The 12,529-nt window shown below is 72.5% G+C and carries 10 protein-coding genes; 1 reads left to right on the forward strand and 9 read right to left on the reverse strand.

The window, feature by feature from the left end; all coding sequences use genetic code 11:
- Window positions 1-20 precede the first annotated feature (20 nt).
- From ccsB to MXD95_RS01275, 9 genes are all read right to left on the reverse strand, one after another.
- On the reverse strand, window positions 21-1,205 hold the full coding sequence (gene ccsB, locus MXD95_RS01235) for a c-type cytochrome biogenesis protein CcsB (RefSeq protein ID WP_250638599.1): 1,185 nt from the start codon (window positions 1,203-1,205) through the stop codon (window positions 21-23).
- A complete protein-coding gene (locus MXD95_RS01240; RefSeq protein ID WP_250638634.1) occupies window positions 1,205-2,872 on the reverse strand; it encodes a cytochrome c biogenesis protein ResB in 1,668 nt (555 codons plus the stop codon). The genes ccsB and MXD95_RS01240 overlap by 1 nt, the downstream gene beginning before the upstream one ends.
- Window positions 2,873-3,285: 413 nt before the next feature.
- Window positions 3,286-4,221, reverse strand: coding sequence for a cytochrome c biogenesis CcdA family protein (locus MXD95_RS01245; protein WP_250638600.1), 936 nt, complete (start codon window positions 4,219-4,221; stop codon window positions 3,286-3,288).
- A gap of 52 nt (window positions 4,222-4,273) precedes the next feature.
- The gene (locus MXD95_RS01250; protein ID WP_250638601.1) at window positions 4,274-4,846 is read right to left on the reverse strand and encodes a redoxin domain-containing protein; all 573 of its coding nucleotides are present in this window, start codon (window positions 4,844-4,846) and stop codon (window positions 4,274-4,276) included.
- 259 nt (window positions 4,847-5,105) lie between these two features.
- Complete coding sequence (locus tag MXD95_RS01255) at window positions 5,106-6,014, reverse strand: class I SAM-dependent methyltransferase (RefSeq protein WP_250638602.1); 909 nt, start codon at window positions 6,012-6,014, stop codon at window positions 5,106-5,108.
- A 77-nt stretch (window positions 6,015-6,091) separates the two neighbouring features.
- Entirely contained in the window at window positions 6,092-6,730 is a 639-nt protein-coding gene (locus MXD95_RS01260; protein WP_250638603.1) for a histidine phosphatase family protein, read from the reverse strand.
- On the reverse strand, window positions 6,727-8,082 hold the full coding sequence (gene hemL / locus MXD95_RS01265; RefSeq protein WP_250638604.1) for a glutamate-1-semialdehyde 2,1-aminomutase: 1,356 nt from the start codon (window positions 8,080-8,082) through the stop codon (window positions 6,727-6,729). The genes MXD95_RS01260 and hemL overlap by 4 nt, the downstream gene beginning before the upstream one ends.
- A gap of 821 nt (window positions 8,083-8,903) precedes the next feature.
- Window positions 8,904-10,103: an RNA polymerase sigma factor gene (locus MXD95_RS01270; RefSeq protein ID WP_250638605.1), complete on the reverse strand. Its 1,200-nt coding sequence runs from the start codon at window positions 10,101-10,103 to the stop codon at window positions 8,904-8,906.
- A 10-nt stretch (window positions 10,104-10,113) separates the two neighbouring features.
- Window positions 10,114-10,521: a YciI family protein gene (locus MXD95_RS01275; protein WP_250638606.1), complete on the reverse strand. Its 408-nt coding sequence runs from the start codon at window positions 10,519-10,521 to the stop codon at window positions 10,114-10,116.
- Window positions 10,522-10,808: 287 nt separating this feature from the next.
- On the opposite strand from MXD95_RS01275, the gene MXD95_RS01280 reads away from it, so the two are divergent.
- On the forward strand, window positions 10,809-12,323 hold the full coding sequence (locus MXD95_RS01280) for a methionine--tRNA ligase (RefSeq protein ID WP_250638607.1): 1,515 nt from the start codon (window positions 10,809-10,811) through the stop codon (window positions 12,321-12,323).
- The last annotated feature ends 206 nt before the right edge of the window (window positions 12,324-12,529 follow it).

Consider the following 12,529-nt stretch of genomic DNA (forward strand, 5'->3'; position numbering starts at 1 on the left):
ACGCCTGCGTATATCCGTCGTCAGACGCCCGCGTAGGAGTGCAGACCGGTGATGACGAGGTTCACGACGTAGTAGTCAACGAACAGCGCGGTGAACGCGACCAGGGAGATGCCGGCGGCCCGCCGTCCGCGCCAGCCGGCGGTCGCCCGTGCGTGCAGGTAGGCGGCGTAGCAGACCCAGGTGATGAACGACCAGGTCTCCTTCGGGTCCCAGCCCCAGTAGCGGCCCCAGGCGGCTTCGGCCCAGATCGCGCCGGCGATGATCGCGAAGGTCCAGATCGGGAACGCGAACGCGATGATCCGATAGGTCAGCGTGTCCAGCGCGGCCGACGAGGGCAGCCGCAGGACGATACCGCCGCGGTTGCGCATCGCCCGGCTGGCCTCGGCCCGTCCGGACGCCACCTCGGCCAGGCGGTTCTCCCAGCGTTCCTTGATGAGGAACAGCACCGTGGTCACCGCGGAGACGAGGAACACTCCGCTGGCGACGATCGCGCCGACCACATGGATCTTCAGCCAGTACGAGTTGAGCGCCGGTACCAGCGGCCCGGGCGCCACGTAGAGCACCGTCCCGGCGAAGCCGAGGTACAGCACGACCGGCACCATGACGAAGACGCCCAGCCAGCGCACGTTGTGCCGGGTGATCAGGCCGAGGAACGTCGTGACCGCGATCAGGCAGATCATCGACGAGTACTCGTACATGTTGCCCCACGGCACCCGGTCGGCCGCGATCCCTCGGGTCACGATCGACGCGAGGTGCAGGGCCCAGCCGACCGCGGTGGCACCGACCGCGAACCGTCCGATCCACCGGGCCCGCGCCGGCACCTTGAGATCGCCGTCGTTGCCGCCGGCCAGCGAGTGCTCGGCCCGGTCCCGCTCGCGGACCGCCTCGATCTCCCGGGCCTTGGCCGCCTTCGCCGCCGCGTCATCGCCCGGATCCGGGGCATCGGCGCCGATGACCGATCCGGCCGGGTCGCCTGAGGCCGCGGTCGCGGCGCCGACCAGCACGGCCGGCCGGTCCGCCGACGTACGCGCGGCGGGCACGGCCGATGTCGCCGTCGCCTCGCCCGCCCCAGCCGCGCTCGGACGTGTGCCCAGTCGGCTGAACGCGAACTCGGCCGCGAAGCCGAGCATGGCGGCCGAGTACACCGCCATACCGCTACCAAACAGATGATCGGACAGGCTCGCGAAACCCTCGTTGACCGCCATCAGTGCTCCCGTTCCCCGGCCTTCGGCTTCCCGGCCTGTGCGTCGTGGGTCGCTGTCTCGCTGGTCGTGCTGGCCGTTGTCCCATCCGCCGCCGCGGCCGCGGCACTGCCTGGATCCGCGTCGCCGTCCGGTCCGGCCGCGGTGGCCTCACGAACCTGGCTGGTGAGACTCGCGAGCTCGGCGGCGAAGCCGTCTCCGTGGGAGCGGGACAGGCCGCCGATCTCGACGACGGACCCGCCGCCGGGAACCGGACGCGCGCGCACCCAGATCCGGCGGCGACGCACCCGCAGGCTCGCGACCAGTCCGACGACGATGAGCGCGGCGAACAGCAGCGCCTCCCGCTTCGTCGGGTCGGACTTCACCTGGAAGGTGGCGAACTCGGCGACGCTGTCGACCTCGAGACTCAGGCCGCCGGGCAGGCCGGTCAGCGTGCGCTGCTTCGAGTTGTCCGGCGCGAGGACCTGGGCCGTGCGGTTCGCACCGGCGGGCCCGGTCATCGCGATCTGCTTCATGTCCGCGGTGTCGACGGTGTAGACGTTCTGCGGCACGCCCTCGTCGAGGTGCAGGTTGCCGACGAAACCGGCGATCGTCAGGCCGGGCGCGGTGGCCGCCGGGAAGATCGACACGTACCCGCGGGTGGGGTCTAGCTGGGTCGTCGGGGTGAACACCCCGCTGAAGGCGAGCTGCTGCGGCTCACGGCGCGCTCCGACCGGCGCGAGGCCGGTGTCCGGGATCTTCACCGTGCAGGTGGAGGTGAACATGCCATCACGAGGTGTGCAGGCCACGTTACTCTGCCAGACGATGCGGCCCTTCGCGTCCCGCAGGATGAAATGCGGCGCGTAGCCGTGGCCGATCAGATAGATCTTGGCGTTGTCCAGCACCAGTGGATGGTTGACCCGGATGGTCGCCTTGTGGGTCGGGGCGTTCAGGTCGTCCGCGTAGCTGACGTCCGCCCGGAAGTCCGAGGGCTCTCCGTTGGGCTGGTAGGACGCCTTGAACTGATCGAGCGTCAGCGAGAAGGGCTTCAGCTTCGCGGTGTTGACGAGCTTGCCGCCGCTGAACTGGTCGTAGGAGACGAGCGTGTTGGCGAACCCGTCGCCGGTCACCACGAGCGTCGTCCCCTGGTACCCGAACCAGGAGCCGAAGCCGATGGCGGCGAGCAGTCCGACGAGGGCGACGTGGAACAACAGGTTGCCGGTCTCGCGCAGGTAGCCCTTCTCCGCGGCGACGGACGTGTCGGGCGACCCGTCCGGGCGCCGGGCATCGGCGGGGGGGACGCTGGCCCGGAAACGCCGTCCGCGCAGCACACCGCGGGCCAGCGCCGTCGCCTCGGCCGGCGGCAACGGGCTGGTCCAGGCGCTGCCGCCGGGCAGCCGGCCGGGGCGTGCCGGTGCCTTCGGCGGCGCGGTGAACAGCGCGCGCGCGTGCCACCGGATCCGCGAGGACAGACAACCGATCAGCGAGATGAACAGCAGCAGGTAGATCGCGGCGAACCAGGGCGCGCCGAAGACGCCGAAGCCGGAGAACCGATCCAGCAACGGGCCGAGAGTCGGGTGGTCGGTGAGGTACTGCTCGACTCGCAGCGGGTTGATGTTGCGCTGCGGCAGCAGCGAGCCCGGGACCGCGGCAAGCGCCAGCAGGAACAGCAACAGCAGCGCTGTGCGCATGCTGGTGAGCTGCCGCCAGCTGCGCGCGGCGAGGGCGAGCGGCCCGGGGCGGCTTCCCACGGCGTCACCAGCGGACGAGCGGCCGGTCATACCCTGTCCGCTGCCGCCCCCGGTGCGCCCGCCCGATCCGGAGCCGTCCCCGGGCGCATCGGAGCCTCGGGTGGCCTCGCCGTCCCGCACGGCATCCGCGTCCCGGGCGGCATCGGCGCCCGGGAGCGGGGGGGCGGCGGTACGCGACGGCGGGTCGAAGGCTTCCGGGCGTACAGCGACGGCCGCGTCGGCGTGCCCGTCCGGCAGCCGGCGGGGCGCGGCGGTGTCCTGGTCGAAACCCGCGTCCTCGGTGATCGTCCCAGACCCGGTCGACCCAGACTCGGACGACCTGGACCCGGACGTCCCGGAGCTGGTGGAGGTGGTCACAGCGGCGTCTCCGAGAAGCCGGGGGCGTAGGGCCGCAGATAGGTGATCAGAACGGCCCACTCCCCGGTGAGTTGAAGCACTCCGACGGCGACCAGCAGCGCCCCGCCCGACATGCTCAGGACGCGGGCATGCCGACGCAGCAGGTGCAGGGCGCCGGCGGCCCGCCGGAAGGCGAGACCGACAGCGAGAAAAGGCAGCCCGAGCCCGAGGCAGTAGACGGCGGACAGGAACGCCCCCCGCCCCGCCGTCGCGCTGGTCAGCGCCAGGCCCGACACGGCGGTCAGGGTGGGGCCGAGACAGGGCGTCCAGCCGAGTCCGAACATCACGCCGAGCACGGGCGCGCCGAGCAGGCCCGGACGCGGCAGCCGGTGGATGCGCCATTCCCGGTTCGCCCAGGACATCCGGGAGAACATCCCGGCGAACGCGAGACCCATCACAATGGTGACAGCGCCGAAAATCTGGCTGAGCCCGACCTGGTGACGTTGCGTCCACTGCCCGAGGCCGCCGAAGGCTGCCCCGAAGGAAACGAAGACCAGGGTGAATCCGAGCACGAACAGCCCGGTGCCGGCGGCCACCCGCCCCCCGATCCGCAGCCGGCGCATCAGTCGCGGCACACCGGGCAGGGCCGGGGCCGCGGGCATGGTGGCTGGCGCCGCCGTCATCGTCGCGGTCGCGCCGCCGCCGACCAGAACGGGACCGGCCGAGGCCGTGGCGCTCACCGCGGCGGAGGTGGGCGCGGCACCGCCCGCATGGGCCGGGAGGTGCCGCTCCCGGTCCTCCAGCTCCTCGCCGGTGAGGCCGGTGACGAAACTGAGATAGCCGGGGACGAGAGGCAGCACGCACGGCGACAGGAACGACAGCAGCCCGGCGGCAGCGGCCACCGGCGCCGCGAGCAGCACCGGACCGTCCGTGATCAGCCCGACCGCGCTCACGACGGCCTTCCTGGCATACGCCCGATCAGGCCGCGCCCGCCGCTGGGATGTTTCACGTCTCGGCCCGCAGCCGGTTCAGCACGGGAGTGAGGTCCTCGGGCAGCACACCACCGGTGAAGCGGGCGGCGATGCGCCCGTCGGGGTCGAGCACAAAGGTCGACGGCAGTCCGGGGGCCACCGGCCAGCCCGCGGCCAGGGTGCCGAGCCGGTCGACGATGCTCGGGTACGACGTGCCGAAGTCGCGGGCGAACGCCTTCGCGCTGGACGTGCCGTCCTTCTCGTTGACCCCGAGGAAGGCCACCGTGGGTCTCTGCCGGGCAAGTTTCGCCAGCCCCGGCGTCTCGGCCCGGCAAGGCGCGCACCAGGACGCCCAGAAATTGACGATGACGATCTTGCCTCGCATCGAGACGAGACTGATGGCTTTGCCGTCGAGGTCCTTGCCGGACAGCGCCGGCGCGGCATGCCGTTTGTCGGCGGTGACGAAGTCCTTGCCGGCGGCCTGCTGGACGAAGCCGTAGCCGTCACCGCCGGTGGCGTCGGTCGCGTTGCCGTGGGTGGAACAGGCGCCCAGCACGCTGACGAGCGCCAGGACAAGGGCGATCAGGCCGACGCGGACGGCGCGCACCGACGTATCCCGGGGGCAGGCGCTGCCGGCCGGCGGCTCGTCCGGACCTCCACCTGACCTGGACCGCTGTTCCGTCTTCGCCACGCGCACCAGTATGTGCTCCGCCCTTTTTGGCTCTCGCGCCCGTCTACGACCCACTGTAGAACTACGACCCACGGTAGACCTACGACCGGCCGTAGAACTCGATTCAGCGTAGGCGCCGGCGCCGGCAGGTGCGCGTGTGGTTCCCCACGGGTCGCGCCACTGGGCCCGCGACCGGCTACTGGGTACCATCCCGTCGCCGGGGTCCCCGGTGGTAGCGGTGCACCCGGAAGCAGGCCGTGACGGCGACGACGGCGGGACCCCCATCCCAGACGGACACCGCGGCCCGGTACAGCTCGTCGCGGGTGCGATGGTGCCCGGTGGGCCCCATCAGGGCAAGATCGACAGCCGCGGCGGCAGGGAGCGTGAGCGGCACGTCGAGCCGGTCCACCGGCCCGGGGACGAAGGAACCGGCGAGCCGTCCGTCGAGCTGGTCGGACTTGTCAGCCTGCATCCCGACCAGGCCGAGCGGGCCGCGCAGCTCGGCGAGATGGCCCGGTCCGGGGGTGACGACGAGCAGCAGCCCGTCCGGGCGCAGCACCCGGCGCATCTCGCCCGGATTGCGCGGGGCGAAGACATCCAGCAGGACGTCCACGCCACCGTCGGCGACGGGCCAGCGGCCGGCGGCATCGAACGACACGGCCCCGATCCGCGGATGCGCCCGGGCCGCGCGGCGCAGCGCGGCGGGCGAGACGTCGACCGCGATCCCGACCGGCTCCCCGGCCTGGGGCTCTGGCCCGGACGGCACGGACCCGGACGGCACGGGCCCGGACGGCACGGTTGCGGGCGACCGCGCGCTCGCCAGGGCGGCCAGTACGCCGGCCAGGTGGTGACCGGTGCCGGCGCCGACCTCGAGGATCGTCGGGGTGTCGCGGCCGGCACATGCCGCAGTCGTGAGCGCGGCGAGCCGCGCCGTGAGTGGCGCGTAGTACCCGGCGCCGAGGAACGACTCCCGGGCGGCCACCATCTCGGACGTGTCGCCGGTGACCCGGCGCGAACGGCCGGTACGCAGGCTGAGGTAGCCGCCCCGACCCAGGTCGAAGCTGTGCCCCGCCGCGCAGCGCACACTGCCGCCCGGTCGGCCCAAGCCGCTGTCCGGCCAGCCCAGGCCGTCGGCGCACACCGGGCAGCGCAGGGCCGGCAGGACCCCGGTCAGTCCGGCGCTCAGGCGCCGACCGAGCCGGGTGCGTTGCCGGTCGGGCCGTTCGGCTCCGCGTATTCGATGCCGACGAGCCGGGTGCCCTGATAGACCGCCGTGGTGACGCTGGCGAGGCCGCACTGGCGCCGGTCGGGCCGGTGCCACAGGTGCACGCCCTCGAGCGCCCGGCGCGCCGTCCACACCGGCAGCTGGTGGCTGACCAGCACGAGGTGCCGGCCCGGATGGGCGTCACGCCATTCGGCGACGGCGGCGAGCATGCGCTGCGCGATCTCGGTGTACGGCTCGCCCCAGGATGGACGGAACGGATTGCGCAGCAATGGCCACATCGCGGGCCGGCTCAGCGCCGCCGGACCCGCCTCGAAGGTCCGGCCCTCGAACGCGTTGCGGCTCTCGATCAGCCGCGGATCGACGCCGACGGTCAGGTTGTGCGCCGCGGCGATCGGCGCGGCGGTCTGCTGGGCCCGCTCGAGCGGGCTCGAGACCACGGCGGCGACGTCCAGCTCGGCAAGGTGTTGCGCGGTGACCTTGGCCTGACGATGGCCGTTCTCGGACAGACCGAAGCCGGGCAGCCGACCGTAGAGGACCTTGCGCGGATTGAACACCTCGCCGTGCCGGACGAGGTGCACTCGGGTGAGCTCGGTCACGACACACCTCCACCCGCCGGGGCGGGGACGGGTTCCGGGACGGCGGCCGCGGCGCGGGCGGCGGCCGGGGCGGCGGCGGCGATGCGTTCGAGCGCGGCGTCGTCGTGGGCGGCGCTGACGAACCAGGCCTCGAACGCCGAGGGTGGCAGGTAGACGCCCGCGTCGAGCATGCTGTGGAAGAACGCGGCATAGCGGGCGGCGTTCTGCGCCTGGGCGCCGGCGTAGTCGACGACGGCGGACGCATCGGTGAAGAAGAAACTGAACAGCGAGCCGGCGCTCGCGGGCACGTGCGCCACGCCCTGCTCGGTGAGCGCGGTGGACACGATGCCGGCGACATCGGCCGCCCGGGCATCGACGGTGGCGTAGACCTCGTCGGTGCAGGCCCGCAGGGTGGCCAGGCCCGCGGCGACCGCGATCGGGTTCCCCGACAGTGTGCCGGCCTGGTAGACGGGCCCGGCCGGCGCGAGTCTCGACATCACGTCGGACCGGCCGCCGAACGCCGCCGCCGGCAGGCCGCCGCCCATCACCTTGCCGAAGGTGAACAGGTCCGGCGACCAGTCCTCGACATCGCCCTCGATGCCCCACCAGCCGGCCCGGGAGATCCGGAAGCCGGTCATCACCTCGTCCAGGATGAGCAGCGTGCCGTGGATGTCGCACAGCCGGCGCAGGCCCGCGTTGAAGCCGGGCAGCGGCGGGACGACGCCCATGTTGGCCGCGGCGGCCTCGGTGATGACGGCCGCGATGGACTCGCCGCGCTCGGCGAACACCGCCTCGAGGCGGGCCAGGTCGTTGTAGGGCAGGACGATCGTGTCGGCGGTCGCGGTCCCGGTGACCCCCGGGGTGTCCGGCAGGCCGAAGGTGGCCACGCCGGAGCCGGCGGCGGCGAGCAGCGCGTCGACGTGCCCGTGGTAGCAGCCGGCGAACTTGATGATCGTCGGACGGCCGGTGAAGCCGCGGGCGAGCCGCACGGCGCTCATCGTCGCCTCGGTGCCCGAGTTGACCAGTCGAACCTTCTCGACCGGGCCGACCCGCTCCACGATCAGCTCGGCGAGTTCGACCTCGCCGGGCGTCGGTGTCCCGAAGCTGGTGCCGGCGGACACCGCCCGCGACACCGCCTCGACGACGGCCGGATGCGCATGGCCGAGGATCATCGGCCCCCAGGAGCAGACCAGGTCGACGTAGGTGCGACCGTCCGCGTCCGTGAGATACGGCCCGTCGCCGGACACCATGAAACGCGGGCTGCCGCCCACGGCGCGAAAGGCGCGGACGGGCGAGTTGACGCCGCCGGGTACGACGCGCTCGGCACGCCGGAACAGCTCCTCGGAGGCCGGCGCAGCGGAGGGAACCACCATGCCCCCGATCCTCGCAGGTCCGGCTGATCGTTCGCGCCTCGCGTGGACGTGCCTCGGGTCTCCGCTTGGCCCGGATGGGCGCCCCGCCCCTGATCGACCCAGGCCGCCGGTGGACGGGGGTCTGCCCCGGCCGCCCACCGGCGGCGGTCTGGCTGCCAGCCCGTCGGACGTCGGAGACGTCCGTGCCGCGCCGGAGATCGGGGGAAATAAGAGCTGTTGGACCGATATTGCCGCGCACGAGAGGAATGCGCTTAGGCGACGCTATCGGGGGGCACGCAGGGCTGACCCGATCGGGGGCCCCCAGGCCGCGGCCTGCCGCGGGAAGCCCCACCCCAGCAAGCATCGGCCCGAAGCCCGCCCGACACCGCCGTGACAATCCTCACTCTTCTCCCACCTGCCCGCGCGCTACCTGCCCGCGCGCACGCCCCGATAGGGCCTGGATCTCCTTGTGATCATGGGGTGGTGCGGGTGAGGTCTCCGATCCAGATCATGGGGGCGCACAGGTGGAGGCCAGCGAGAAGGCCGGTCGCGACCAGAGGGCAGGGTGGATCCACGTAATCCCCGACCATCACAATCCGCGACGACAAGGGAGGCCGGCGGTTGGCCGTGGCGCCTCTATGGGTCCTTCTATACGGGCAAATCGGACACGAAACCGTTAAGAAGGACCACAGAAGATCGACTTGGCGGGCGGACCCTTTCTACTTCGGTTACTTATCGTGACCGGCGGGAGTGTGGCCTGGCGGTCGGCACGTTCGGGATCTACCAGTGGTCGCCGTGAGTGACGATTCCCGCGCACACGACACCCCCGACGCATCTGGCGATCATGGTGTTCCGCGGAACCGCAGGCGCTCGCGGACCCGGGCGGCCTCGCGGGTGAGATGGTCGCGTTCCAGGACACTGCCGGCGACGCGGGCGGCCTCGGCATACAGATCGGCGGCGCGTTCCAGATCACCCGCCTGTTCGTTCAGGTAGGCCGTGACCGCGGCATAGCGGGGCAGGTCGGGCCGTACGCCGGCCAGGGCCGCGAGGCCGGCGTACGGCCCGTCAGCCTGCCCGACCGCGACGGCACGGTTGAGGCGCACCACGGGGCTACCGGTGAGGCGCACCAGCTCGTCGTACCACTCGACGATCTGCACCCAGTCCGTCTCGGCGGTGCTGCGGGCATCCGCATGCAGAGCCGCGATCGCGGCCTGAGCCTGGTATTCGCCGAGCTGGTCCCGGGCCAGCGCGGCCTGCAGGAGGCGCACACCCTCGGCGATCAGCTCGGTGTCCCAGCGGGTGCGGTCCTGCTCGGCGAGCGGCACCAGCCGCCCGCCCGGACCGGTGCGCGTCGCCCGGCGCGCATGGTGCAGCAGCATGAGCGCGAGCAAACCCGTAGCCTCGGGGTCCGGGCCCGCGGCCTGGTGGCCAGGGCCTGCGGCCGGGGGATCGTCCGTCAGCGCGACCAGCTGACGGGCCAGGCGGATCGCCTCGGCCGCGAGATCGACATCGCCGCCGTACCCCTCGTTGAAGACGAGGTACAGCACCCGCAGCACTGTCGAGAGCTCACCGGGCTGATCTAGCGGAAGCTCGGCGAGCTTCCGTTTGGCCCGGCTGATCCGCTGCGCCATCGTCGCCTCGGGGACCAGGTAGGCCGCCGCGATCTGCCGGGTCGTCAGGCCACCGACCGCACGCAGGGTCAACGCCACCGCCGAGGCGGCCGGCAGGATGGGATGCGCGCACAGGAAGTACAGCCGCAGCGTGTCGTCCGCCGCCGGCACCGGGCCGGCCGGCGGTTCAGCGTCCACGGCGAGTTCCCGTCCCCGCCGGGAGGCCTCGGCCCGAGCCGCGTCCACGAACCTGCGCCACGCGACCGTGACCAGCCAGGCCTTCGGATCCCGCGGCGGATCGTCCGGCCAGACCGCCAACGCCCGGATCAGGGCCTCCTGCACGGCGTCCTCGGCCGACGCGAAGTCCGCGCCGCGCCGGACGAGGACCCCGATCACCGCGGGCACCAGCTCCCGCAGCGGCACCTCGCTCATGCGGTGACCCTCACTCGGTGACCGTCGGCGGCCCGGTGAGGAACGGGCGCAGCTCGAGCCACTCGTAGATCGGCTTACCGTCGGGGCCAGGGGCGGCCGAGAGCTCACCGGCCAGCTCCAGCGCGCGGTCCCAGGACTCCACGTCGATGACCATCCAGCCGGCGATGAGGTCCTTCGTCTCGGCGAACGGGCCGTCGGTCACCGGCGGGCGCCCCTCGCCGTCGTACCGCACGAACGTCCCCTCGGGCGACAGCGCCTGCTCGTCCACCCGCTCACCGGTCTCCTCCAGCCGGGCGGCGAAGTCCCGCATGTACTGGATGTGCGCGTCGACCGCCGCCGGCTCCCACTGGTCCAGCGGCGGAAAGTCGACGGTGGGGGTCGGGCCGCCGCGGTAGTGCTTGAGCAGCAGGTACTTCACGAGATCCTCCTCGAACGTCGGGTGGCCCGTCGTGGCCACTCATGCCCCAGGGACGGAGCCGACGCCATGCTCTCGACACCCAACACGAAGATTTTTCCTGTGGGGTCGACCGGCGTAGGATCTCGGTTGTGTCGACGACACGGGTCGCCGCCGAGGCGGCTAGCCGCCGGATGATGCTGATGCCCATGCCATCCGGCCTCTTGCGCGCGTCCTGACAGACCACCGATGAGGCCCCGACGGAGCCTCGAGGAGTGGGGCTGCGGCCGGGGCGGGAGGATCCAAAACCGATGGGTCGCTACTTCGTGACGACGGCCATCCCGTACGTCAACGGCAAGCCGCACGTGGGGCACGCGCTGGAACTCGTCGAGACCGACGCCTACGCCCGCCACCTGCGGGCCCGTGGCGAGGAGGTCCGGTTCCAGACCGGCACCGACGACAACGCCCTGAAAAACGTCCAGAGCGCCGAGGCCGAGGGCATCACGCCGGTCGAGTACGTCGACCGGGTCGCCGCCCGGTTCATCTCCCTGCGCGAGCCGTTGGACCTGTCCTTCGACGACTTCATCAAGACCAGCACCGACCCGCGGCACCGGCCCGGGGTGGAGAAGCTGTGGGCGGCCTGCGCCGAGTCCGGCGACTTCTACCGCAAGAGCTACGCCGGCCTGTACTGCGTCGGATGCGAACAGTTCTACGCCGAGGACGAGCTGATCGACGGGCGCTGCCCCGAGCACGGCACCATCCCGGACCTGGTCGAGGAGAGCAACTGGTTCTTCCGGCTCAGCCGCTACGCCGACCAGCTACACGAGCTCATCTCGACCGACCGGCTGCGGATCGAGCCGGCGACCCGCAAGCGCGAGGTGCTCTCGTTCATCGAGGCGGGGTTGGAGGACTTCAGCGCCTCGCGGAGCATGACCCGCGCGCGCGGCTGGGGCATCCCGGTGCCCGGCGACCCGGACCAGGTCATCTACGTCTGGTTCGACGCGCTCGGCAACTACATCACCGCCCCCGGCTACGGCACCGACGAGGCGAGCTTCGATCACTGGTGGAGCGGCTCGGACGCGCGGGTGCATGTCATCGGCAAGGGGATCATTCGTTTCCATGCCGTCTACTGGCCGGCGATGCTGCTCTCGGCCGGGGTGCGGCTGCCGGACACCATCTTCGTGCACGAGTACCTCACCGCTGACGGCATGAAGATCTCCAAGTCGGCCGGCAACGCCGAGGACCCGGCCGACATCGTCGCGGCCTTCAGTTCCGACGCGCTGCGCTGGTGGATGCTGCGCGACGTCGCCCGCAGCGGCGACACCGACTACACCACCGAGCGCCTCGTCGCCCGGGCCAACGAGGACCTCGCCAACAATATCGGCAACCTGGTGAACCGCACGGTGTCGATGGTGCGGCGCTACCGGGACGGGGTGATCCCGCCGGTCGCCGCGGACAACCCTGATGCCGCGGCGCTGCGCGCGGCCCGCGGACGGGCGTCGACGACGATCGACGCCGCGTTCGCCGCCTTCGACTACCGCCGGGCCGCCGAGGCGATCACGGCGATCGGCAACGAGGGCAACCGCTACGTCGAGGCCGCCCGCCCCTGGGAACTCGCGAAGGCCGAGCGCAAGCAGGACGCGGGCCCGGCGGCCCTCGACGCGGTCCTCGCGGAACTGGTCGCGACGTGCCGGGAGCTCGCGGCGCATCTGCTCCCGTTCCTGCCGCGGGCCGCCCTGCGCATCGCCGCCCAGTGCGGCGACGGCGGCGACCGGGTCGCCGAGCCCACGCCGGTGTTCCCCCGCCTGGAGCTCCCGAAGCCGTGACGGCGCTCGGCCGCCGTCCTCTCGCCTGAGCGGGCCGTGTCAGTGGGCCGGCGCGGGCGGGGACGGCAGCTCAGGCGCGGACGGCGGCCCGGCCGGCCGCGGCAGCTGTGCTGGATCGTGCGGGGGGGGGGGGGGGGGGGGGGGGGGGGGGGGGGGGGGGGGGGGGGGGGGGCGGGGGGGGGGGGCGGGGGTCATCGATATGTTCG

This window comes from Frankia sp. AiPa1 (assembly GCF_023243075.1).
Classification (GTDB): Bacteria; Actinomycetota; Actinomycetes; order Frankiales; family Frankiaceae; genus Frankia.